The 23867-nt window shown below is 68.8% G+C and carries 23 protein-coding genes and 1 tRNA gene; 12 read left to right on the forward strand and 12 right to left on the reverse strand.

From position 1 onward, the window contains the following. Positions 1-19 precede the first annotated feature (19 nt). Positions 20-101 (forward strand) — tRNA-Leu (locus ABD188_RS14705). Positions 102-198: 97 nt separating this feature from the next. Then, positions 199-987: a DedA family protein gene (locus ABD188_RS14710; RefSeq protein ID WP_344063811.1), complete on the forward strand. Its 789-nt coding sequence runs from the start codon at positions 199-201 to the stop codon at positions 985-987. Between the two features lie 11 nt (positions 988-998). On the opposite strand, the gene ku is transcribed toward ABD188_RS14710, so the two are convergent. Beyond that, positions 999-1919 (reverse strand): non-homologous end joining protein Ku, encoded by a 921-nt coding sequence (gene ku / locus ABD188_RS14715; RefSeq protein WP_344063819.1) that lies wholly within the window; start codon positions 1917-1919, stop codon positions 999-1001. Positions 1920-1965: 46 nt separating this feature from the next. Here ku and ABD188_RS14720 point away from each other — a divergent pair, with 46 nt between their 5' ends. Further along, a complete protein-coding gene (locus ABD188_RS14720; RefSeq protein WP_344063822.1) occupies positions 1966-4440 on the forward strand; it encodes an ATP-dependent DNA ligase in 2475 nt (824 codons plus the stop codon). Here ABD188_RS14720 and ABD188_RS14725 read toward each other — a convergent pair whose 3' ends face one another. The 3 genes from ABD188_RS14725 to ABD188_RS14735 all read right to left on the reverse strand — a co-directional run bounded on the left by ABD188_RS14725 (position 4441) and on the right by ABD188_RS14735 (position 6754). Then, positions 4441-5352 carry a cation diffusion facilitator family transporter gene (locus ABD188_RS14725; protein WP_344063825.1) on the reverse strand — a complete coding sequence of 304 codons (912 nt, stop codon included), beginning with the start codon at positions 5350-5352 and terminating at the stop codon, positions 4441-4443. 82 nt (positions 5353-5434) lie between these two features. Next, positions 5435-6142, reverse strand: coding sequence for a DUF4386 domain-containing protein (locus tag ABD188_RS14730; RefSeq protein WP_344063828.1), 708 nt, complete (start codon positions 6140-6142; stop codon positions 5435-5437). A gap of 3 nt (positions 6143-6145) precedes the next feature. Next, the gene (locus ABD188_RS14735) at positions 6146-6754 is read right to left on the reverse strand and encodes a hypothetical protein (RefSeq protein ID WP_344063831.1); all 609 of its coding nucleotides are present in this window, start codon (positions 6752-6754) and stop codon (positions 6146-6148) included. Positions 6755-6844: 90 nt separating this feature from the next. Between ABD188_RS14735 and ABD188_RS14740 the strand changes: the two genes are divergently transcribed. Further along, entirely contained in the window at positions 6845-7513 is a 669-nt protein-coding gene (locus ABD188_RS14740; RefSeq protein WP_344063834.1) for a TetR/AcrR family transcriptional regulator, read from the forward strand. On the opposite strand, the gene rdgB is transcribed toward ABD188_RS14740, so the two are convergent. The 3 genes from rdgB to murI all read right to left on the reverse strand — a co-directional run bounded on the left by rdgB (position 7490) and on the right by murI (position 9848). Further along, positions 7490-8143, reverse strand: a complete 654-nt coding sequence (rdgB, locus tag ABD188_RS14745) for an RdgB/HAM1 family non-canonical purine NTP pyrophosphatase (protein ID WP_344067143.1) — start codon at positions 8141-8143, stop codon at positions 7490-7492. The genes ABD188_RS14740 and rdgB overlap by 24 nt on opposite strands. A 17-nt stretch (positions 8144-8160) precedes the next feature. Further along, positions 8161-8916: a ribonuclease PH gene (gene rph / locus ABD188_RS14750; RefSeq protein ID WP_344063837.1), complete on the reverse strand. Its 756-nt coding sequence runs from the start codon at positions 8914-8916 to the stop codon at positions 8161-8163. Positions 8917-9020: 104 nt separating this feature from the next. Continuing rightward, entirely contained in the window at positions 9021-9848 is an 828-nt protein-coding gene (murI, locus tag ABD188_RS14755; protein WP_344063840.1) for a glutamate racemase, read from the reverse strand. Positions 9849-9893: 45 nt separating this feature from the next. Between murI and ABD188_RS14760 the strand changes: the two genes are divergently transcribed. Continuing rightward, on the forward strand, positions 9894-11216 hold the full coding sequence (locus ABD188_RS14760; protein ID WP_425561354.1) for a nicotinate phosphoribosyltransferase: 1323 nt from the start codon (positions 9894-9896) through the stop codon (positions 11214-11216). 175 nt (positions 11217-11391) lie between these two features. On the opposite strand, the gene ABD188_RS14765 is transcribed toward ABD188_RS14760, so the two are convergent. From ABD188_RS14765 to ABD188_RS14775, 3 genes are all read right to left on the reverse strand, one after another. Continuing rightward, positions 11392-11658 (reverse strand): DUF3039 domain-containing protein, encoded by a 267-nt coding sequence (locus ABD188_RS14765; protein ID WP_344063846.1) that lies wholly within the window; start codon positions 11656-11658, stop codon positions 11392-11394. 61 nt (positions 11659-11719) lie between these two features. Continuing rightward, on the reverse strand, positions 11720-13288 hold the full coding sequence (locus tag ABD188_RS14770; RefSeq protein ID WP_344063849.1) for a hypothetical protein: 1569 nt from the start codon (positions 13286-13288) through the stop codon (positions 11720-11722). Next, entirely contained in the window at positions 13264-14613 is a 1350-nt protein-coding gene (locus tag ABD188_RS14775) for an ABC transporter ATP-binding protein (RefSeq protein WP_344063854.1), read from the reverse strand. The genes ABD188_RS14770 and ABD188_RS14775 overlap by 25 nt, the downstream gene beginning before the upstream one ends. A 367-nt stretch (positions 14614-14980) precedes the next feature. Here ABD188_RS14775 and ABD188_RS14780 point away from each other — a divergent pair, with 367 nt between their 5' ends. The 5 genes from ABD188_RS14780 (at position 14981) to ABD188_RS14800 (ending at position 20048) form a co-directional block, all read left to right on the forward strand. Then, a complete protein-coding gene (locus tag ABD188_RS14780) occupies positions 14981-15673 on the forward strand; it encodes a phosphocholine cytidylyltransferase family protein (protein ID WP_344063857.1) in 693 nt (230 codons plus the stop codon). A 51-nt stretch (positions 15674-15724) separates the two neighbouring features. Then, positions 15725-16696, forward strand: coding sequence for a hypothetical protein (locus ABD188_RS14785; protein WP_344063860.1), 972 nt, complete (start codon positions 15725-15727; stop codon positions 16694-16696). 107 nt (positions 16697-16803) lie between these two features. Beyond that, positions 16804-18465 (forward strand): S8 family peptidase, encoded by a 1662-nt coding sequence (locus tag ABD188_RS14790; RefSeq protein WP_344063863.1) that lies wholly within the window; start codon positions 16804-16806, stop codon positions 18463-18465. A 31-nt stretch (positions 18466-18496) separates the two neighbouring features. Further along, complete coding sequence (locus ABD188_RS14795) at positions 18497-19777, forward strand: hypothetical protein (RefSeq protein ID WP_344063866.1); 1281 nt, start codon at positions 18497-18499, stop codon at positions 19775-19777. 46 nt (positions 19778-19823) lie between these two features. Further along, positions 19824-20048, forward strand: a complete 225-nt coding sequence (locus tag ABD188_RS14800) for a hypothetical protein (protein ID WP_344063869.1) — start codon at positions 19824-19826, stop codon at positions 20046-20048. Positions 20049-20068: 20 nt separating this feature from the next. Here ABD188_RS14800 and ABD188_RS14805 read toward each other — a convergent pair whose 3' ends face one another. Next, entirely contained in the window at positions 20069-20704 is a 636-nt protein-coding gene (locus tag ABD188_RS14805; protein WP_344063872.1) for a 4a-hydroxytetrahydrobiopterin dehydratase, read from the reverse strand. 48 nt (positions 20705-20752) lie between these two features. Between ABD188_RS14805 and ABD188_RS14810 the strand changes: the two genes are divergently transcribed. Next, the gene (locus ABD188_RS14810; RefSeq protein WP_344063874.1) at positions 20753-20965 is read left to right on the forward strand and encodes an SCO4848 family membrane protein; all 213 of its coding nucleotides are present in this window, start codon (positions 20753-20755) and stop codon (positions 20963-20965) included. 117 nt (positions 20966-21082) lie between these two features. Next, positions 21083-22459, forward strand: coding sequence for a maltokinase N-terminal cap-like domain-containing protein (locus ABD188_RS14815; protein ID WP_344063876.1), 1377 nt, complete (start codon positions 21083-21085; stop codon positions 22457-22459). A 30-nt stretch (positions 22460-22489) separates the two neighbouring features. Here the strand turns inward: ABD188_RS14815 and ABD188_RS14820 are convergent, their stop codons facing one another. Beyond that, positions 22490-23773 (reverse strand): CDP-glycerol glycerophosphotransferase family protein, encoded by a 1284-nt coding sequence (locus tag ABD188_RS14820; protein ID WP_344063878.1) that lies wholly within the window; start codon positions 23771-23773, stop codon positions 22490-22492. Positions 23774-23867: the final 94 nt, after the last annotated feature.

Consider the following 23867-nt stretch of genomic DNA (forward strand, 5'->3'; position numbering starts at 1 on the left):
CCGTAGACTGGGCGCACCCGCGGGAGTGGTGAAATCGGCAGACACGCAGGATTTAGGTTCCTGTGCCTTCGGGCGTGTGGGTTCAAGTCCCACCTTCCGCACAGGTTGCGCCGTCGGCGCCAGCAGTCGCGCGTCGTAGACTGGAGCGACCGCCGCGCCGACGATGGCCGCTGACCGTACCGACCGACGGGATTCATCGTGCATCACATCGCCCTCATCCCCTGGCTCGACCCCGCCGCGATCATCGCCTGGGCTGGGCCGTGGGCACTGCTCGTCGTGTGCTTCATCGTCTTCGCCGAGACCGGACTCCTCGTCGGGTTCCTGCTTCCCGGCGACACCCTGCTGGTCATCTCCGGCCTGCTCTCGCATCCTCAGCCCGGAGCGCCGAACGGGATCTTCGGCGTCAACGTGTGGTGGGTCGCTCTGCTGATCGGACTCGCGGCCTTCATCGGCGGCGAAGTCGGCTACTACATCGGCCACAAGGGTGGACCGTCGATCTTCGAACGCAGGGAATCCGGGCTCTTCAGCGTCAAGAACGTCGAGCGCACGAACGCGTTCTTCGCTCGATTCGGCGGGCTGACCATCATCCTCGCCCGCTTCGTCCCCATCGTCCGCACGTTTGCACCGGTCGCCGCGGGCGTCGGCCACATGCACAAGGGCAAGTACACGCTCTACAACCTGATCGGCGCTCTGCTGTGGGGATTCGGACTCACGATGTTCGGATACCTGATCGGCTTCATCCCACCGGTGGCGTGGTTCGTCGAGCAGTACATCGATCTGATCCTGCTCGCAGCAGTCGGCGGCACCGCCATCATCACGCTGTGGCACTACTTCCGCGAGCGCTCCAAGGCAAAGAAGGCGGCGGCCGCGGGCAAGGATGTCGTGACCGACGCCGAAGAGGCCAAGCACCTCGTGCTCGACCCCGAGGTCTTCGAGCGCGGTCCGGAGCACCACGATGGCGGCACGGAGACCACTCCGCGCACGTAGTCGATCGCCTGTTACGAGGCCTTGGCCTTCGCGGGCTTCTTCTTCGCGGCCGGCTTCGCGGCGGCCTTCACCGTCTTCGGCTTTGCCGACCCCGTCGACTCGGCAGCGGGCTTGGATGCGGCATCCGACCCCGTGCCTTCGCGAGCCGCGCGCGACCGCTCGACGCTCGCGCGCAGAGCGGCCATGAGGTCGATGACTTCGCCGCCGGTGTCTTCCTCCTCGTGGTCGCCGAAGGTCTCGGACGTGTCCAGCGCATCGCCCTGCTCGATCTTCGCCTCGATGAGGACGCGCAGCTCTTCCTGGTACTCGTCGGCGAACTCCGACGGGTCGAAGTCGCTCGCGAAGCTCTCGACGAGGGATGCCGACAGCTCGAGCTCCTTCGCCGAGATCCGCACCGGCTCGTCCAGCGAGGGGAATGCCGCCTCGCGCACCTCGTCGGCCCACAGCAGGGTCTGCAGCACCAGTACGTCGCCGCGCACGCGCAGGGCGGCGAGCCGCGTCTTCTGCCGCAGCGAGAACCGCACGATCGCGGTGCGATCGGTCTGCTCGAGGGTCCGGCGCAGCAGCACATACGCCTTCGGCGACGCGGAATCCGGCTCGAGATAATAGGCCTTGTCGAGCGTCAGCAGGTCGACCTGATCGCTCGGCACGAACTCGACCACGTCGATCTCGCGACTGCGCTCGGCCGGGAGCGAGGCCAGGTCGTCGGCGGTCAGCACGACCGTGCGCTCGCCGTCATCGTAGGCCTTGTCTATGTCCTGGTACGCGACGACCTCACCGCACACCTCGCACTTGCGCTGATAGCGGATGCGCCCGCCGTCCTTGTTGTGCACCTGGTGCAACGAGACATCGTGGTCCTCGGTCGCCGAATACACCTTGACCGGCACGTTCACGAGCCCGAACGTCAACGCACCCTTCCAGATCGCTCTCATCACACCAGTACACACCGGCCACGCCTGTCACGGCTACCCTGGGCCCATGCCGGGGGAAGGTCAGGTCGTGCGTGTGGGCGGCCGACGCCTGCGGCTGACGAACCTCGACAAGGTGCTGTATCCCGAGACGGGGACCACCAAGGGCGAGGTGATCGACTATTACACGCGCATCGCCGACGTCCTCATACCGCACGTCGTGGGACGCCCGGTCACCCGGCTCCGCTGGCCGGAGGGCGTCGATCATCCGTCGTTCTTCGCGAAGGACCTCGAGCGCGGTGCTCCCGACTGGGTGAAACGGATGCCGATCCCCCACTCGACCGGAGCGAAGGACTATCCGCTGGTGGGCGATGTGCCGACACTCGTGTATCTCGCCCAAGTCGCGAGCCTCGAGCTGCACGTGCCGCAATGGCGATTCGACCGCGACGGCGATCGCGGCAAGCCCGACCGGATCGTCCTCGATCTCGACCCCGGTCCCGGCACCGGCCTCGCCGAATGCGCCGAGGTCGCACGATGGTCGCGCGAGATCCTGCAGGGCATGGGTCTCGAGCCACTGCCGCTCACGAGCGGCAGCAAGGGCATCCATCTGTACGCCGCGCTCCCGGCAACCCAGACCAGCGAGGAGATCACCGCCGTCGCCCGCGAACTCGCCCGCTCCATCGAGGCCGACCATCCAGACCTCGTCGTGTCGGCCATGGCGAAGGCGTCGCGGCCCGGCAAGGTCTTCATCGACTGGAGCCAGAACAACGGCGCGAAGACCACGATCGCGCCGTACTCGCTGCGCGGACGCGATCACCCGAATGTGGCGGCACCCCGCACGTGGGGCGAGCTCGACGACCACGACCTGCGCCACCTGATGTTCGACGAGGTGCTCGAACGTGTCGAGGCGATCGGCGACCCGCTCGCCGCGCTCGGCTTCCACGCCGGCGGACGCGAAGCCGAGGACGGACCGCTCGCCGTCTACATCTCCAAGCGCAGCGCCGGGCGCACGCCCGAGCCTGTGCCGTCGAATGCGCTGGGTGCCGCATCCGCCGTGGATGAACTGCCCCGGTTCGTCATCCAGGAGCACCACGCCTCGCGGCTGCACTGGGACTTCCGGCTCGAGCGCGACGGCGTGCTGGTGAGCTGGGCGGTCCCGCGCGGCGTTCCTCACTCGTACAAGCGCAACAACCTCGCGGTGATGACCGAGGATCACCCGATGGACTACGCCACTTTCGAGGGCACGATTCCCGCAGCCGAATACGGCGGTGGCACCGTGACGATCTGGGACGACGGCCGCTATGAGCTCGAGAAGTGGCGGGACGACGAGATCATCGCGACCCTCGAGGGCCGGCCCGGCGGGCCACTGGGCCGCGTTCGGCTGGCGCTGATCCGCACGGACGGCTCGGGCGAGAAGTCCACCTGGCTGCTGCATCGCATGAAGACGGATGCCGCGGGCCGCCCGCAGCCGGATGGCATCGTCGTCGAGGCGAGTGACAGTGCTTCGGCAGGCTCAGCAGACCAAACGAGCCCCCCGGCGGCGCCGGCGACGCCGACCGTCCCGGCACCGATCCATCCGGCGGACGTCTCGCCGATGATCGCCACCTCGAGCACACCCGGCATCGCGCGCGACGCTGCACGCCGCTGGGATCCCTGGGTCGAGGTGAAGTGGGACGGTATCCGCGCGATCGGAATCTGGGACGGCCGACGGCTGCAGCTGCGCGCGCGAAGCGGCAATGACGTGACAGCGAAGTATCCGGAACTCACCCGCGTCGACGTCGGACTCGGACCCGAGCCCTGTGTCATCGACGGCGAGATCGTCGCCCTCGACGCGAAGGGGCGCCCGAGCTTCACCCGCCTGCAGAGCCGTATGAACCTCGCCAAGCCCCGCGAGATCGCCCTGGAGACGCCGCGGACTCCGGTGCATCTGTTCCTCTTCGATGTGCTCTCGTTCGCCGGCGCGGATGTCGCCCGCCTTCCACTCCGGGAGCGGCGCGAGATCCTCGAGGGCATCGCAGCTGAGGCCGTCCCAGCTATCGTGCTCCCGCCCGTGTTCGACGACGTGGATGCCGCTCTCGCCGCGGCACGCACTTTCGGCCTGGAGGGTGTGGTCGTGAAGGATCCCGCATCGCCCTATCGCCGCGGGCTGCGCTCCGAGTCGTGGCTCAAGGTGAAGCTGACGCACACGCAGGAGGTCGTGATCGGAGCGATCCGGCCAGGTCGCGGCGGGCGCACCGGCTCGATCGGCTCGCTGCTGCTCGGCATCCCGGGACCAGACGGGCTGCAGTACGCCGGGCGGGTCGGATCGGGGTTCAGCGACTCGACCCTGGCAAGGCTCGATGCCGTGCTGACGCCGCTGCGGACGCACGAGAACCCGTTCGTCGGCATCCCCGCAGCAGACGCTTCCGATGCGCTCTGGGTGCGTCCCGAGCTCGTCGGCGAGGTGGAGTTCGCCGAGTTCACACCTGACGGCATCCTGCGACACTCGCGTTGGCGGGGCCTCCGGCCCGACAAGTCGCCCGACGAGGTCGTGCGCGAGCACTAGCTAGGCGTGCGCCTCGTTCTCGATGTGTCCCGCCGGCTCCAGCTGGAACGTCGAGTGCTCGACGTCGAAGTGCTCGGCCAGACATCCCTGCAGCTTGCCGAGGATCGCACCCGAACGGCCGTCGCTGAACGCCTCGCCGTCGACGACGACATGCGCGCTGAAGACCGGCGCACCTCGGGTGAGCTGCCACACGTGCACGTCGTGGACGTCGACGACGTCGGGCGTGGACAGGATGTGCTCGCGGATCTCGTCGACGTGCATGCCCTCCGGCGTCGACTCCGACAGCACCGACACCACTTCCCGCAGCAGCGCGATCGCCCGCGGAATGATCATCGCGGCGATGAAGAGCGACGCGATCGCATCGGCGGGCATCCATCCCGTCGTGACGATGACGATCGCCGCGACGATCACCACGCCCGAGCCGATGAAGTCGCCGAGCACTTCGAGATAGGCGCCACGCACATTGATGCTGCGGCGCTGCGCCGCGCTCAGCAGCCACATCGCGACCGCATTGGCCACCAGACCGACGATCGCGACGACGAGCATCAGTCCCCCGGCGACCACCACCTCGCCGGGATCCAGCAGTCGGCGGACCCCCTCCACGGCGATCCACACCGACAGGATGATGAGGATCACCCCGTTCACGAGCGCCCCGAAGACCTCGGCTCGCTGATACCCGAACGTGCGCCGGTCATTGGCGGGTCGAGCCGCCACGATGCTCGCGATGAGGGCGATCACCAGCGCCGCGGCATCCGTGAACATGTGCGCCGCATCGGCGAGGAGAGCGAGGGATCCGGAGAGGAACGCTCCGACCACCTGCACGAGCATCACGACCGAGGTGATCGCGAGCGAGATCGCGAGTAGCCGGCGGTTGCTCGCGCCTCGGATTCCGGCGGGCGCATGGTCGTGCATAGAGCCAGGCTAAGCCCGCGGAGGCCGGCATCCCGGCGATTCGGCTAGTCGGGAATGAGTGTGATTCTCGATAAGACGCGAGTCAGGCGGCGCTGGTGGCCGACGCGATGAGCAGTCCCACGCCCGTGGCGATCAGCCACAGCGACCACGCGATGTAGACGAAGGGGGTGATCGCTCCGGCCAGGCGCCAACCGCGGTCTTCGAACGAGCCGACGAACTCGAACGAGCACAGCACCAACAGCGCGCCGACGGCGACGCCCACAAGGCCGATCCACCCGCTCAACACCCCCGAGGTCATGATCGCGATGCTGCTGAGGATGGTCCACGCGCCGCTGAAGAGGTAGCCGAGGTGCTCGCCCACCGCGACTCCGAGGTAGCGGTGGAACGACTGGAAGACGATGTCGACGGCTGCGCGACTGGCCGGCGTGGCATCCGGATCGGCATCGGCGCGAGCGAGGAACGGCACCAGGAACGGCCACCGGATGAGCCCGAGAAACTGAGTGAGGGCCGCCAGCACACCGAGAACGGTCGCCGTGGCGAGAAGCGCGGGCTCGGCGCCGACGAGACTCGCCGAGAGCAGGGCCGCCGTGGGAGCGAGCAGCACGGCGGTCATCGCGAACGCCCACCACAGGAGCACGAGCGACGAACCGCCCGCCCGGAATCGTGCCAGCACGTCGGCGGTCGGCTGACGCAGGACGTCGGGGTACTGGAACCGTGCGGCGAGGGCCGCGAAGGCGACGTTGAAGGCGATCGGCAGAGCGATCAGCAGGATGCCGGTGAGGACCAGCATGGATCAGCGATCCTTGCGCGTCGTCGCCGTCGTGGCTGCGATCACCGAGGCTGCAGCATCCATCGCCGGAGTCGTCTCGGACGGATCTCTCGGCACGCGCCGCAGTCGCGGAGCCAGGATGAGGCGGAGCACCACACCGGTGACGATCGTCGCGACGAGGGCACCGCTCGAACCGAACACGGCGTGACCGCGGTCGAGGTCGACGATCACCACCGAGGTGATCCCCCAGGCAGCGGCCCACGACACTCCGACGGTGGCGGTCCAGACCAGTCCGATGCGCCAGCCTCGGCGCAGGACGGGTGCCTGCGCCGCACCGACCGCGACGCCCGTGATCAGCCCGGTGACCATCCCGGCGACCGTCGTGACGGGTGGACCGACGACGAACATCGAGATCGCGCTCGACACGGCCACCGCGCCGAGAGTGCCGACTGCCCACCGCCAGTCGACGAGCCGGCCGAGCGCGAGCCACTGCGCGCCGCCGACGACGGCACCCACGATCGCCCCTACGGCCAACGCGGTGAGCGGGCTGCGGCTCGGTCCCGCAACGAGCGTCGCGAGCAGTCCCGCGAGCGGGAAAGCGAGGAACGTGGGTATCCAGCGAAGGAAGAACATCGGGCACTCCTGGGTTCGGCGAGGTTGCGTACTAAGTACGCTAGCCGATAGCGTACGGTGTACGCAAGCATTCGTCCAAGGGAGCCATCGATGCCACGCCCCTCCGCCTCCGGGCCGCAGAGCAGACGTTCGCGCAATTCGCTGTCGCCCGAGGCCATCCTCGACGCCGCGGAGACCGTCGCCTCGACGAGGCTCGACGGCCTGACGATCCGCGCGGTCGCAGAAGAGCTCGGGTCCTCGCCGATGAGCCTCTACCGTTACGTGGCGGGCAAGGAGGAGCTCGTCGAGACCCTCCTCGATCGCGTGCTCGGCCGCATGCCCGCGCTACCCGAGACGGAGGATCCGCTGGCCGATCTCCGTGCCTTCGCAACGGCACACCGCGATCTGCTGCTCGCGCATCCCTGGGCCGTTCCGGGGCTGATCGCCCACCCACTCCCCGGGCCGAACGCGCTGCCCATCGGGGAGCAGGCACTGCGACTGCTGCACCGACTCGGCCTGGACGGAGACCGCGCCGTCGCAACCTTCAGCGGGATCATCGCGCTCAACTACGGCTGGGTCTCGTTCGCGATCGCGCGCACGGCCGCGGAAGCCGCACCGAGCCTGGAGCGCATCACGTCGGGCGCGAGCGCCGACTTTCCGTACACGGTCGCCGACGGCGCCGCGATGGCGCGCTTCGGCAGCGACGACCACTACGTCACGGTGGTCGACGAGCTGACCGGCGCGCTGACGGGCGCGCTACAGAGCGGCCAGGAGCGGTGAGAGCTCGCTGAACGCCCGCGAGCGATGGGATGCCGCGTTCTTCTCGCTCGCGGACCATTCGGCGACGGTCCGCTCGGCAGCAGGGTCTTGGCCGTCCGGAATGAAGATCGGGTCGTACCCGAAGCCTCCCCCGCCGGCCGCCGCGAGCGCGAGCCGACCGGGCCAGACACCCTCGACGACGTGCTCGGACGAAGCGTCTCCGGGCACAACGAGCGCGATCGTCGAGACGAACTGCGCCGTGCGCTGCGGGTCACCGATGTCTGCGAGCTGGTCGAGCAGCAGGTTCAGGTTGGCTGCGGCATCCTTCGCGTGTCCTGCCCAATAGGCCGAGAACACGCCGGGTGCGCCGCCGAGCACGTCCACGCAGATGCCCGAATCGTCGGCGAGCGCGGGAAGGCCGGTGTGGGATGCGGCGGCCCGCGCCTTGATCAGCGCGTTCTCGGCGAACGTCACGCCGTCTTCCACCGGCTCAGGACCGTCGTACGAGATGACCAGCAGGTCGGGTCGCGAGGAGGCGACGATCGCCTGGAACTCCTGCACCTTGTGCGCATTGTGGGTGGCGAGCACGATCTGCCGAACGTTGGGTCCACGCGCGGCGTCGGCTTCGGCATCCGCCACGGCAGACGCCATCTCTTCGGGACGCGCCGTCACCGGGTGGCCGTCTCGCTGCCGGCGGCGAGCGCAGTGAGCTGGTGCTCCCGCAGCGACGCGCACCCGGCGACGCCGAGGTCGAGCAGCGCGTCCAGTTCGCGCTTGTCGAACGGCGCGCCCTCGGCCGTGCCCTGCACCTCCACGAACAGCCCGCGTCCGGTGACGACGACGTTCATGTCGGTCTCGGCGCGCACGTCCTCGACGTACGCGAGGTCGAGCATGGGCTCGCCGTCGATGATGCCGACCGAGACGGCCGCGACCGAGTCGATGAGCGGCACCGCCTTCTGGCCGATGAACTTCTTCGCGCGCCCCCACTCGATCGCATCTGCCAGAGCGACATAGGCGCCGGTGATCGCGGCCGTGCGGGTGCCGCCATCCGCCTGAAGCACGTCGCAGTCGATCACGATGGTGTTCTCGCCGAGAGCCTTGGTATCGACCACAGCACGCAGGGCACGGCCGATGAGCCGCGAGATCTCGTGGGTGCGGCCGCCGATCTTGCCCTTGACGCTCTCACGGTCGTTGCGGTCGTTGGTCGCGCGCGGGAGCATCGCGTACTCGGCCGTCACCCAGCCCTTGCCCTTGCCCGACAGCCAGCGGGGCACGCCGTTCGTGAACGACGCCGTGCACAGCACCTTCGTGCCGCCGAACGAGATGAGCGCCGATCCCTCCGCGTGCGCATTCCAGCCGCGCTCGATCGTGATGGTGCGCAGCTCGTCGACGGCGCGGCCGTCCGCGCGGGTGATGTCGGTCATATCTCTCCTCGGAGGTTCGGCATGTCCCACTTTCTCCCGCTATAGCGGGATGGAAGCGAGGGAAACTGGGACATGAAGCAGGGCAATCGGGACATGGGATGCCGTCACCGCTGGAGGCGGGGAAGGTCGATGGCGCCGGTGTGGACGAGCTGCACCTCGCGCACCTCGCGGCCCATCAGGCGGTGCGCGAGGCTCAGGAATTCGTCGGCGGACGCGCCGGTGGCTTCGTAGACATGGGTGGGTCTGGCATCCGCGCCCGCCATGAGATCACGCGAGACCAGCTGCCGGTAGACGTCCTTCGCCGTCTCGGTGTCGCTCGAGACGAGGCTCACATCGGGCCCCATGACATAGCTGATCGCGCCCTCGAGGAACGGATAGTGGGTGCACCCGAGGACGAGCGTGTCGACATCCGCGTGCCGCAGCGGGGCGAGGTACTCCTCGGCGACCGCGAGCACTTCGGGCGAGTCCGTCACACCGGCCTCCACGAACTCGACGAACCGCGGGCACGCTCTCGCGAACACCGTGAGCCGCTCGTTGACCTCGAGCATGTCCTGGTACGCGCCGGAGCCGATCGTGCCGGCCGTGCCGATCACGCCGATGCGCCCGTTGCGGGTCGTGGACATCGCGGTGCGCACAGCGGGGCCGATGACTTCGACCACCGGGACGTCGTAGCGCTCCCGGGCGTCTCGCAGCATCGCCGCGGAGGCCGTGTTGCAGGCGATCACGAGCATCTTCACGCCCTGGTCGACGAGCGTGTCGAGGATCTCGAGCGCGTAACGGCGCACGTCGGCGATGGGCTTCGGACCGTACGGCGAACGGGCAGTGTCGCCGATGTAGAGGATCGACTCGCGGGGCAGCTGCGCCGACACCGCGCGAGCCACGGTGAGCCCGCCGACCCCGGAGTCGAAGATCCCGATCGGCGCGTCATCCACGATGAGCCAGCCTACCTGCCGTCCGAGCCTCACTAGGCTGTGCGCATGAGCACCGCCCTGCACACAGACCGGTACGAGCTCACGATGCTCGACGCGGCGCTGCGCGACGGCACGGCCGATCGCCACTGCGTCTTCGAGCTGTTCGGCAGGCGACTTCCGGGCGGCCGGCGCTTCGGCGTGGTGGCGGGAACCGGACGCCTGCTGAGCCTGATCCAGGACTTCCGCTTCGGTGACGATGAACTCCGCTTCCTGCGTGACGAACGGGTGGTGGATGCCGCGACGCTCGACTTTCTCGAGGGGTACCGGTTCGGCGGGTCGATCACCGGCTACCGCGAGGGTGAGCTCTACTTCCCCGGCTCGCCGATCCTGACCGTGGAGGGCTCGTTCGCCGAAGCCGTCATCCTCGAGACGCTCGCGCTCAGCGTGCTGAACCACGACTCCGCGATCGCGACGGCTGCCGCGCGCATGGCCATCGCAGCGGGCGAGCGTCCCCTCTCCGAGATGGGTTCGCGCCGCGCAGGCGAGCACTCCGCGGTCGCCGCAGCGCGCGCCGCATACATCGTCGGCTTCGCCGCCACCTCGAACCTCGAGGCGGGGCGGACCTGGAGCATCCCCACCATGGGGACCGCCGCCCACGCGTGGACCCTCTTGCACGACACCGAAGAAGCGGCGTTCCGCGCACAGATCGACGCCCTCGGCGTCGACACCACGCTCCTCATCGACACCTACGACATCCACGAGGGCGTCGCGACGGCGGTCCGGGTCGCCGGCACCTCCCTCGGCGGCGTGCGGATCGACTCCGGCGACCTGCCGATCGTCGCCGGACAGGTTCGCGCTCAGCTCGACGAGCTCGGCGCGGCGAAGACGCGCATCACCGTGACGAGCGACCTCGACGAATTCGCGATCGCATCGCTCGCGGCATCCCCGGTCGACTCGTACGGTGTCGGCACGTCCGTCGTGACCGGATCGGGGTATCCCACCGCGGGAATGGTCTACAAGCTCGTCGCGAGGCAGGATGCCGCGGGCAGCTGGGTGGGCGTCGAGAAGGCCTCCGTCGACAAGGCGTCCAAGGGCGGTCGCAAAGCCGCGTTCCGCACGCTCGATCAGGGCACCGCGACGAGCGAGCTGATCGTCGTCTCGGACGGATTCGAAGAGCTCGACACCGTCGCCACGCATCCGGATGCGCGAGCGCTGCACGTGCCGCTGGTCGTGGCGGGAGAGCCGGACGCAGCGTACCTCGGCCGCGAGGGTGTCACCGCCGCGCGCGCTCACCACTCCCGCGTGCTCGAGGAGCTTCCGGTGCGGGCGCTCGCGCTGAGTCGCTCCGACCCCGCGATCCCGACAGTGTTCGTCGAGCGCGACGGCTGACGGATTCGGCCCCGACGTCTGCCCGACGTGATCGCCGATGCGTGGATGTGGGGCGCTACGTATCGAGCACCCCGCAACGCTCCTCGGTGCCCACCACGCTATGGCGAGCAGCTTCTTCGTTTCATCCGCGCCCGCACGACATCGCCGCCCACGGTATGCGGCTGGCCGCATACCGTCAGCCGACGAGGGACTCGTAGATCTCTTTGCACGTCGGGCAGACGGGGAACTTCTCGGGGTCCCGCCCAGGCGTCCACTTCTTGCCGCACAACGCCCTGACAGGTTTGCCCGTGAGCGCGGACTCCAGGATCTTCTCCTTCTTCACGTAATGGGAGAAGCGCTCGTGATCCCCGGGTTCGAGGTTCTCTTCGCGGATGAGCTCTTCGAGCTCACGGTCGAGAGTGGCGATGCCGCCCTGGTCCGGACCTTCGAGGGGGGTGCTCATGGTGAGTCAGTTTAGCCCGCGGGCGACCATGGCGGGGCGGGTGCGTGACGTCGGACGACGCTCACGTCGACTCGGCGAACTCCATCAGCCGCCCGCCGCGTCGTTCGAAGACGGCCGATCCGATGGCGATGCCGACCATGAGGACGAAGACACCCGTCGCGAGCCCGCCCCACAGCGCGAGCGTCGCGGCTTCGATGTCTTCGGTGACCGCGATCCATGCCCACCAGAGTGCGGGCGCGCTCAGGACGATCGTGCCGATCATCACCGTGCCCTGTGCGACGGCGCTGGCCGCGCCGGCGCGCTGCGGCTGCTGGAACGGGCTCTCACCCGGCCGTGACACGGCGTACGGCGATACCACCGACGCGATGCTCGAGAGTCCGAGGCCGCACAGGAAGAGCGAGAGGCAGACGCCGGCCAGTGCAGGAAGGAGTGCCCAGCGGCCATACAGGAGGATCGCGAAGGGAACGGCGACAGCCAGCATCGGCACGCCGATGAGGAGCACCGGGACGAGACGGCCGATGCGGTCCGACCAGCCCCTCACCCCGCTCGCGACGTGCATCCACAGCGCCGTGGAGTCGTACGCGACGTCGTTGTGCGGGAGCCATCCGAGGAACAGCGCGGCGAAGGGCACGGGGACAAGGGCCACGATCTCGGGCGGCACTCCCGCGATCAGCAGTGGGACTGCCGTGATGACCGCGGCGACCGGGATCACCAGCACGTTGACGATGTAGCGGCGATCACGGAACCAGTACATGAGGCTGCGGGCCGATATCGCCCCGCCGGGCGTTCCCGGTGCGACCGCGAACCAGCCGAGACCGCCCCGCTCCCGCGTGGCGGTGGGTCGCTCGGTCGTCGTGAGGATCAGTCGGACGAGCCCCGCCCACGCCAGCGCGAGCAGACCGACAGTCGCCACCGCGATGAGCAGCGCAAGCCCGGCGCTGTCGTCGCCTTGGGCAACCAGACCCCCGAAGGCCCACGCGGCTCCCAGGGGCGTCACGGCGAGCGCAGACACGGCCTCGACGAGCTGGGTCGGCACGCTGCCGTGCCACTCGAGGGAGGCGAGGAACACCCCGACGGGGACGACGACGACCAGGATCGCGAGGATGAAGAGACCCGACAGCTCGCGCGAGCGCCGCTCGCGGAGGAAGAGCGATGTCAGCGCCATGCACACGCGTGCGAGGAGGACGCAGGTCACCACTCCCAGCAGCGCGCCGAACGCCCCGGCGATCCATGGAGCGCCCTGGCCGGTCCAGACGATCCCCGTGCAGACCGCCAGGATGGCAAGGACCGCGGTCGGCACACTGATGAAGCCGGCCGCCGCCAGTGCCGCGGCCAGCTGCCCGCGCGGCAGTCCCAGGACGGCGAATCGTCGCGGGTCGAGCGGGTCGTGAGCCCCACCGATGAGCGGCGCGAGGCCGAACCCGAGGGTCACGGCCGAACCCGCGAGCACGGTCACGGTCAGCACGACGTCGGTCTGGGCATCCTGCAGTGACAGGAGAGCCCAGCACGCCGCCGCGGTGCCGCCGGCGAGCAGCAGGAGTCCGAGCGCCATGCGGGTGGCGTGACCGCCATCGCCGCGCAGACCACCGAGGAGAAGCGCGACCCTCAGTCGGAGAATGTGTGCAGCCACTCCAGGCCTTCCACGTCGCTCAGGCCGCCGGCAAGCTCGATGAAACGCTGTTCGAGCGTCAGCTCGCCCCGCACCTCGTCGACGGTGCCCTCGGCGAGCACCTGACCGGCGACGATCACGGCAACGCGTGAGCACACGCGCTCGACCAGCTCCATGCCGTGGCTCGAGAGGATGACGGTGCCACCGTGCGCCACATACGTCGAGAGGATGTCGAGGATGATGGCGCTCGACACCGGATCGACGGCCTCGAACGGCTCATCGAGCACGAGCAGCCGCGGTGAGTGGATCATGGCACCCGCCAGCATCACCTTCTTGGTCATGCCGGCGGAGTAGTCCGACACGACACGGCCGAGCGCGTCCGTGAGGTCGAACGCGCGGGCGAGATCCGCGGTGCGCTGCTCGACCACCGCGGGTGACAGTCCGCGCAGCACGCCGTAATAGTAGAGCAGTTGGCGGCCGGTGAGCCGGTCGAAGGTGCGGAGCCGGTCGGGAAGCACACCCATCATCCGCTTCGCAGCGAGGGGTCGGGATGCCGCATCCACTCCGCCGACACTGATGGTTCCGCGATCGGGCCGCAGGAGACCGGCGATCATCGACAGCGTGGTCGTCTTGCCTGCGCCGTTGGGCCCCACGAGACCGTAGAACGTGCCCGCCGGAACGGTGAGGTCGATGCCCTCGACGGCACGCGCATCGCCGAAGCTCTTCGTCACGCCTCGGATCACGAGAGCGTCGGCGGCGGTGAGCGGCGCCGTCAGCACCTCGGGATCGTCGAGCAGCGTGGACGCGAGTGCCTCCGCCCCTGGCGTCTCGGAGTCGTGGCCGGTCTCCGGGGCGGGTTCGGGGTCGGCTTCCGAGGCGGGTTCGGGGTCGGCCGTCTCGGGGGTCTCGGTGACGAGTGCGGCAACGGGCTCCGCGGGCCGATCGACGGGCTCCTGGTAAACCTCAGCGGCGACCTGGGGCTCAGGTTCCGGCTCAGGTTCCGGCTCAGGTTCCGGCTCGGGTTCGACGTCTGTCACGACGTCCTGCTGCCCGTCTGCCGTCGTCTCCAGGTCCTGGACCGACTCCGGCTCAGCCGCTCTGGGCGCAGCGTCCACGGCCACAGCCTCGACCGGCCCAGCTTCGATCGGCACAGCTTCGATCGGCACGGCTTCGATCGGCACAGCTTCTATCGGCCCAGCCTCGACCGTCGCGGGGTCGACGGTGTCGGTCGACTCCGGGTCGGCCGTAGGAAGCGGCGGCCTCGGCGGCACCACGATGCCTGCCGCCGCGAGATCAGCGGGAACCGGCGGTCGGGGCGGAGGCGGAGGGGGCGGACTCTTCACCACTCGGGGGCGAGCAACCTTCGGACGTTTCGGCCTGGGGGGCCGCGTCCGGTTCGCAGCGGGCGGAGCCGCGCCGTCGCCGCCCGTGGGAAGCGGGACAACCTTCGCGGTCTCACGACGTTCGTCCGGTTGGTCCGGTTCGGCGTCGTGGGGCACCGGCAGGAAAGCTGTCACCGATCCAAGGTATCAAGCGGGTTGCTCACCGCGGCACCACGCGAGCGAGCATTCATGAGGAAACCGTAATGTCACAAACGGACAACGGGGGCCATGCATTATGCACGTTCCCAGGTCACCCCGCTACCATGAACCTGGCACGAGGGTGTGTCGCGTCGATGAATCGATGGTGAAACACACACTCTAGGAGCAGACTTTGACACTTCAGACCGTAATCCTCGCGGCCGGCATGGGCTCGCGACTCGGCCGGAGCCTGCCGAAGCCGCTCACGGAACTGAGTGACGGCCGCACGATCATGCGGCAGCAGCATGACAACATCCGCGCAGCGTTCGGCGAAAGCGCGAAGATCACGACGGTCGTCGGCTACCGCGCAGAGGCGATCGTCGAGGCCTTCCCGGATGTCGACTACGTCTACAACGATCGTTACGACCAGACCAACACGTCCAAGAGCCTGCTGCGAGCCCTCACGACCACGGGACGCGGTGGCGTTCTCTGGATGAATGGCGATGTCGTCTTCGATCCTCGCATCCTCGGTCGCGCGATCGAACTCATCGACCGCGACCAGTCGTTCGTGACCGTGAACACCTCCAAGGTGAGCGACGAAGAAGTCAAGTACACCGTCACGCCCGAGGGCTTCATCAGCGAACTCTCCAAGACCGTCAAGCGCGGCATCGGCGAAGCCGTGGGCATCAACTACGTTTCGAGCCGAGACAAGAAGGCGTTCGTCCGCCAGTTGACGCGCGTCGACGACCAGGACTACTTCGAGCGCGGTCTAGAACTTGCGATCATCGACGACGGACTGCTGCTCGAACCGCTCGACATCTCGGACCTCTACGCTGTCGAGGTCGACTTCGCCGAGGATCTCGAGCGCGCCAACCTCTTCGTCTGATCGCTGTCAACCCTCCGCGTTCTTCGATGATGGACGCCTATGATCGGCCTGATGGCCGACAAGGTGCACCGCATCCACTCACTGCCCGAAGAATCGCCGTGGCAGGGCGGACTTCCGCCGTCCGGGTCCGACGAGCACCCTCGCACGGTCCGCACGCTCGACCGCGTGCTCGCAGTTCAGCGCCCCATCGTCCTCGCACATCTGCGCAGCATCCGGCTCCGTCATCTCGACGCGACGCCTGACGAGATCGTCCGCATCCTCGAGCGGCGATACCTCGCGGCCGTCACCACCGGCGGAGCGGCCGTCGGCGCGACCGCGGTGGTGCCCGGCATAGGCACCGGCGTCACCCTCGCGCTGAGCGGAGTCGAGACCGTCGCGTTCCTCGAGGCGACCGCGCTCTTCGCCCAATCGGTCGCCGAGGTTCACGGCATCCAGGTCGCGGACCCGGACCGCGCCCGGGCGCTGGTGCTGACGCTCATGATGGGCAAGGAGGCGATCGATCTGGTCGCCCAGCTCGCGGGTCAGGCGGCCGGACGCGGGCCCACGCGCGACCGCTACTGGGGCGAGCTGGTCACGAAGACCATCCCCCGCGCAGCCGTCGGCCCGTTGGTCGATCGCCTGAAGACCACGTTCATCCACCAGTTCGCCGCTCGCGGCGGTGCCTCGTGGATCGGGAAGGCGCTGCCGTTCGGCATCGGCGCCGTGATCGGCGGAGCCGGGAACAACATCCTCGGTCGCCGGGTGCTGGTCAACTCGCGCCGCGCCTTCGGCTCACCGCCCGCCCTGCTGCCTCCCGACCTCGAGCCCCGCCCGGGTGCAGCACGCCTCGAGCACACCGCGAGTCGCGGCCTGAGACGGGCCGGCGGAGCACTCGTCGGCGGCGTCTCGCGAGGCGCTGCCGCTGTCGGAACCGGCGCTCGACGGATCACGGTCCGGCGACGTGAGATCGAATCCGACGATCGCACCGGTGGCAACGGCAAGAAGCGCACCCCCATCGAGCCGGACGACCTCGGCGACGACTGAGCGACGTTCGCCGCCGCGCGGTATCAGCGCGATGCCCGCGCGCTCCTCCCTCTATGACGGCACCCGCCGTCGGCGGTACTCTCACCGCGGAGAGAAAGCAGGAGCCAATGGCGTCTTCCGAGGACCGTCCGCACCTTCCGCGGGAGTACCGCCCCATCGATCCCGAGCCCGAGCTCGACCCCGACGCTCCGAAACCTCGACCGCAGGGCGAGAAGCGCGTTCCGGATGACGCTCCTTCCACCGCCCCGGGCACCGCCCGCCCGGCCTTCGCCCTTCCCGACATGCCGAGCACCGTCTCACTCGTCACCGACTCTGTCATCACGCGACCGCTCGCGGAGCGGATGGCCTCCGCCGCCGCGAACAAGGAGACCATCGGAATCGTCATCGAACCCCGCACCGACAGCGGCATCCCGCTCGCCGATGCCGTCGGCGAACTCGTCGCCCTGATCCGCATCGTCGCGAGCAATCCGGATGTCGCTGCCTGGCACACCGAGACGTACGTCATGGCCGCCCTGACGGGCGAACAGATCCTTCAGCTCGTGCAGCTCGACGCCGGCAAGGGCTCGCGCCCGACGGGCGGGCGCCAGGAGTCCCAGACCGCCCCCCGCAGTCTCATCAACCGCATCTGGCCGAACTTCGAAGTCACGGCGACGATCCATCGCACGGTCGTGACCACCAAGTCGGACGCCGCGGTCCGATCGTTCGACGCGACGGGCGACGGCATCGTCTGGGCGGTCCTCGACACCGGCATCGAGGCGGGCCACGCCCACTTCGCCACCTACCGCACACTCGACCTGGCCGACGCCCTGACCCCGAAATCCTTCGTCGCAGGGACCACGCACGCCGATGCGCTTCGCGATCCCAACGGCCACGGAACCCATGTGGCCGGCATCATCGCGGGCGGCCAGACCACCAGGCCACGGGGGAAGAAGATCGGCGCTGCAAGCTGGTATCGCACGGCCGAGGGTGAGACCGGTGTCGAGCGCATCAGCCTCGAGCGGATCAGCGGTATGGCACCTGAGACCAAGATCCTCCCCATCAAAGTCCTTCGCGACGATCGAACGGGCGACCTCGCATCGCTTCTCGCGGGGCTCGAGTACATCCAGGAGCTCAACCGCTGGGGCCGCGAACTCAAAGTCCACGGGGTCAACCTGTCGCTCGGCTACCCGTTCGACCCCTCCTGGTTCGCCACCGGCCTCTCCCCCGTATGTCGCGAGGTCGATCGGCTGGTCGCCAACGGCGTCTGCGTCGTGGTGTCTGCCGGCAACACCGGCTACGGCGCGGCGCGAGACACCGCGGGACGCGAGATGCGCCTCGGGTTCGGCATGACGATCAACGACCCCGGCAACGCAGCGCGAGCGATCACCGTGGGATCGACATCCATCAAGCCGTACTCCACGGGCGTGTCGTACTTCTCATCCAAAGGCCCGACCGGCGACGGGCGGATGAAGCCGGATCTCGTCGCGCCCGGTGAACGGGTGGTGAGTGCGGGCGCGGGAGAACTGCTCGAGAAGGCGCGTGCGAACGTGAGACTCAAGGCGGGCGAGAAGGCATCCGACATCACGTATGTCGAAGACTCGGGCACGTCGATGGCTGCGCCCCATGTGTCGGGCGTCGCCGCCTCGTTCCTGTCTGTGCATCGGGAGTTCATCGGCAAGCCCGACGAGGTCAAGCGCATCCTCATGGACACCGCGAGCGACCTCGGCCGCGAACGGGCCTACCAGGGCCGCGGACTGGTCGACGCCATGCGGGCGATTCAGAGTGTGTGACGGCCGCTGAGGTCGAGAGAGTGGGAGAGCCATGAAACTGCCGTATGCCGATGTCGAGTTCGACAAGAAGGGCGCGACCGTCGACCCGGCACAGGTCGAGGCCGTGGATGACCTGCTGACGCAGAAGCATCCGACCGACGTGCTGGTCGTCACGCACGGGTGGAACAACACGGAGGGCCAGGCGCGCGCGCTGTACGAGCGACTCGTGGACTCCATCGTCGCCGTCCGCCCGCGCGTGTCGGGCGCGAGCAAACGGACCTTTGTCGTCGTCGGCGTTCTCTGGCCATCGATCCAGTGGGCGCCAGACGAGGAGTCCGGCGCCGGCGCAGGCCTCGGCGATGAGCGTGCGGCGCTCGAAGCCGATATCGCGGAGCGAATAGAGAATCCCACCACGCGCAAAAAGCTTCTGGCGCTGGTTCCGCGCCTCGAGACGTCGTCCGAGGCTCAGGAGGAGTTCCTCGCCCTGCTGCGCAAGACGCTGCCGCGATCGTCCAAGGGCGAGGACGACGCGGCTTTCACGGCGTTGAAGAAGGCGTCTGCGCAAGAGGTGCTGGATGCCGCACGAACGAGTGGGCAGACGGATGACGCAGCCCCCGCCCTCGGCGGCGCAGCCGGCATCGATCCCGCGGGCCTCCCGCCACTTGCGGACGACATCGAGGGGGGTGGCGCAGGATTCTTCGACAGCATCGTCGACGCCGCACGCAACCTCGTCAACGTCACGACGTACTACACGATGAAGGAGCGTGCAGGAGTCGTCGGCAAGAAGGGCATCGCTCCCCTGCTGGATCACATCCACACCTCTGCCCCGGCTGCCCGCGTGCACCTGATCGGCCACTCCTTCGGCGGCCGAGCCGTCACGGCGGCGGCTCTCGCAGCCAAGGCGCCGATCTCATCCCTCTCGCTGCTCCAGGCGGCATACAGCCACTTCGGGCTCGCCGAGGACTGGGACGGCGCCGGCAGGAACGGACTGTTCACCAAAGTGCCCGCGAAAGTCGATGGCCCGATCATCGTGACCTTCACGCGCAACGACAAGGCCGTCGGCCTCGCCTACCCGATCGCCTCACGCCTCGCCCAGCAGATCGGCGTGTCGCTCGGCGACGAGAACGATCCGTACGGCGGCATCGGCCGCAATGGTGCGCTGAAGACCCCGGGAGCCGTAGGAGCGAAGCTGCTGGATGTCGGCGGCACCTACTCGTTCACCGGTCATGAGGTGTGGTCGCTCAACGGCGATGCCTTCATCACGGGTCACTCCGACATCACGGGTCGGCAAGTCGGGTACGCCGTCCTCTCGGCAGTGCTCGCCGCGCAATAAGCGTCACCTCGGCGCCGCCTGACCGGGGCGGTGGCACCATGGAGTGATGGGACTCTTCACGCAGCAGCCGGAGCACAACGAGGAGTGGGCCGGACTCCCGTCCGAACCGCTCCGTCCCCTGAGCGACGCCGAGCGGCTGGCCGACGCCCCGCTCGTCGACGCGGCGGGACTCGGGCTGACCGGGCTCGGCATCGGAGGCGCAGGCGCAATCGAGGTCGCGGTGATCGAGGTCGCCGCGGAGCCGATCGAGGATCGTACGGCGGGCGACTGAGCGGCGGCGAGGCCGCAGCGTCAGGTCCTCGATGGGCAGATGTCGATCTTGTGCCCGTCGGCATCCGCCAGCGTCCACCACTCCGGAGCGTGGGTGTCGTCTGCGATGACGCCGCCGGCGGCGAGCGCGGCCGCCACCCGCGCCTCAGCCGCATCGGGCGCCACGACGACGTCGATGTGCATCCGTCCACCCATCGGCTTGTCGACGGGCTGCAGCCAGATGAGCGAGCCCCGGCCGTCTGGATCCACGAGCTCGATGTCGCTGATCGCCGTGTAACCCGTCGCCGCCCGCCAGAACGGCATGATCCGGCTCGCGTCGGGGGTGGCGACCGCGACCATGAGGTGCTCCCGCGGTACTGTCTCGGCCTCGAGTTCGAGCTCTCGAGCGGCCACGGAGATCTGCTGCGCGAGCGCCACATCCTTTGTCGTCAGACCGCGCGCCGAGTGCGTGAACAGCCGCACCTGCACGCTCGCGTAGCGGATGTCGACGTCGGGGTGATGCCGGGCCGCATCGGCCAGCTCTGCGATCGAGGCGAAGAGGCGGGCGCCGGTGGCGAAGTCGCCGGTGCGGTACTCGATCGATGCTCCGTTCACCCCCGCGCGCCAGCCCTCGACGCCCGACGCCGACGTGAACTCCTTGACGGTGATCGTCTCCATGCCTCGAGCGTGCCACGCTCGTCCGACACGGCTGGGTAGGCTCGATCGGTGCCCGCCGTGCTGATCGCCCTCCTGTTCGCGAACGCCCTCTTCAATTTCCTCGTCTGGCCGACGTTCTACCGGCGGGTGGCGAACGACTCCCGAGCGAGGGATGCCTCGGGCAAGCCGACCAGGTTCCTCATCGTCCACCGGGTGCTCATCGGCACCGCGCTCGCGCTGGCTGCGGCATCCGCCATCGCAGCGATCGTCGCCCTCGTCTAGGGCCTTTCAGCGCGCGGGATCCGACACCAGCTCGCCGACCGTGCGAGATGGCACGGTGAAAGCGTGCGGAACCCACATACATCGAAGGATGGCCGGCGTGCCAGTAGCCTCTCATGTATGGACAGCACGCTGGCGTGTCTCGCGGCCTGGATGCCGAGGCAGCGATGGTATGCGGCAAAGGGACGTCCGCCGAGTCTGCGACTCGTGTCGTGGTGGGATCCGCCGCCTTCCGACGAGGATCCCGACGCGCAGGTGCGCACCTTCCTGGTCGCGGACGAGGGCGCCCTGCCGGCGGTGCTGTATCAGATCCCCGTCGTCTCGCGCGCGACAGAGACCGTCGAGGCGCTCCCGCAGCACATCATCGGCAGCCCTGAGCCGGGCACGACCTTCATCGACGGACCGTTCGACCCCGCATACGCACGTGCCCTGGTGAGGCTCGTCACTCGGGGCGGCGACGGCCGAGGCCCCAGCATGGTGGCCGCAGGTCATCCCACTCGGCATGTTCCGCCTGATGAGCCTCGCACGGCGAGCGTGCTCACCGGCGAGCAGTCGAACACCTCCCTCATCTTCCGCTCCTCGGGTATGCCCATCATCTGCAAGGTCTACCGGCAGCTGCACCCGGGGCTGAACCCCGACATCGAGCTGCCGACCGCCCTCGCTGATGCAGGGTCGCCGCACGTGCCGCGCGCCATCGGCTGGATCGAGGGCCGATGGCCCGACAGCGCGACCGCGCAGGGAACCGTCACGGGTTCGCTGGCGGCGGCGCAGGAGTTCCTGCCGGAGGTCGAAGATGCCTGGCGGGTCGCTCTTCGTGCCGCGGCGCACGGTGAGGACTTCTCGGAGCGAGCACACGCCCTCGGCACCGCGACCGCCGACGTCCATGTGCTGCTCGCCGGCCTCTTCCCGACCAGGCCAAGCCTTGCGACCGATCGCGACGCCACCGCCGAGACGTGGCGTCGCAGGCTCACGATCGCGATCGCCGAGGTGCCCGCCATCGCGGACCGACGGGAGGCCATCGAGGGCGTGTACCGGAGCGCGCACGCGATCGAGTGGCCACCACTGCAGCGTGTCCACGGCGATTACCACCTCGGACAGGTGCTGCAGGTGCCGGGCCGCGGCTGGGTCCTCCTCGACTTCGAGGGTGAGCCCCTGCGCCCGATGGCGGAGCGGACGCGGCCGGATCTCGCACTGCGGGATGTCGCGGGCATGCTGAGATCGTTCGACTACGTCTCGGGCTCCATCCGCCTCGACAACCCGGATCGCTCGCCCGAAGCGGTACGCGACTGGGCCGCACGCGCCCGGCGCGCGTTCCTCGAGGGCTACGCGCAGACCACCGGCGCGGACCTCGACGCGCTGAGTCCTCTGCTCGCCGCGCTGGAACTCGACAAGGCCGTCTACGAGGCGATCTACGAAGCACGCAATCGGCCGACCTGGGTGTCGATCCCGCTCGGCGCGATCGGACGTCTCGTCGAGCGACCGACGCCCGTGACCTGACCCTTCACTCGAGCACGGGAACGTCGACCGTCAGGTCTCAGCCTCATCGAGGTCTGCCTCATCCGGCTCCGCGTCATCGCCCTCATCCACTTCGGACTGCGCGTACCAGAGGTCCCACTGCTGCATCAGCCCGCGCACAGCCTCGTGGAACCGGCGGGTCGCCGCGCCGGGACTCGCGTCGCCGAAATAGTGGTGCACCCACTGCTCCAGCCGCGCCACGGCCTGTTCATCGCCGAGCAGATGCTCGGCCTCGCTGACGATCGACGGGGCGGATGCGGCATCCAGCCATTCGCACGCCGAAAGATAGCCGTGCAGGTCGATCGCGGCCGCCGGATCGACCGGACGCGTGATCATGAGCGGCTTGTCGGCAGCGAGCCGGTCGTACACCATGGCCGAGATGTCGACGACGGCGACGTCCGCAGCGGCCAGCTGCCATCCGAGGTCGGGCCCGTCGTCGTACACGTGGTGAGCGCCAGGATCGGCCGCGTTCGCCGCGGCGATCGCGGCGATGATCCGCCGGTTGGCCGCGCCGTATTCGGGGTTGACGACGCCCGACCGCGGATGCGGGCGGTAGATCACCCGGTGTGCGCCACTGCCCAGGAGCGCGCCCACGAGGACCTCCCCGTGGCTCAGCACCGAACCGTAGTGCGCCGACGGCCGATCGCCCTCCCACGTCGGCGCGTACAGCACGACGGTCCGCTCGTCAGGTGTGTAGGGCAGAGCGCCCCCGTAGTGATCCGCCTGCGGCCGGCCGATCGCGATCGCCCGGTGATCGAAGTCGTAGTCCCACAGCACGCGCGCCAGCCGCTCGCGCGCGGCATCCCCCGCGATGAACGCGTAGTCGTAGGCCTTGTACTGGTTGGTGGTCATGTACATCTTGTCGGACTCGCCGTGATTGATGAAGACGTGCCAGCGACGGCCGTACCGGAACATCTGGAAGTTGCGCGTGTTCTGGTTGACGTAGAGCACGACGCGGATGTCCTGGTTCGCGATGAACTCCTCGACGTCGCGCACCGTGGGAACGAAGGCCACGGGGGGCGCGTCCTCGGCGAGCAGAGCCCGCGTTCCGGTGGCGGTGCGACTGAGCACGACGACCGGCCACAGCTTCGCGAGTTCGGCGAGCGGCTTGTACCACTGCCGCATCTGGTACAGGTTGACGTCGCCGTCGGCGAAATACACCGCGACGCGGTAGTGGTGCAGCGGATGCGGCGGCCGCGTCCCCAAAGCATGATGCACATCGCGGAGCGCGGAACGACTCGCCAGTGCCTTGCGAACCAGCGCCAGCGCTTTCTTCGCATCAGAGACGAGACTCACGCGTTCAGCGTACCGACGGTCGGCGCATGAAAGGATCGACGCGTGCATCTCGACGACCGCGGGCGTAAGGACGCTCCTGCGGTTGCCGCCGGCG

This window comes from Microbacterium pumilum (assembly GCF_039530225.1).
Classification (GTDB): Bacteria; Actinomycetota; Actinomycetes; order Actinomycetales; family Microbacteriaceae; genus Microbacterium; species Microbacterium pumilum.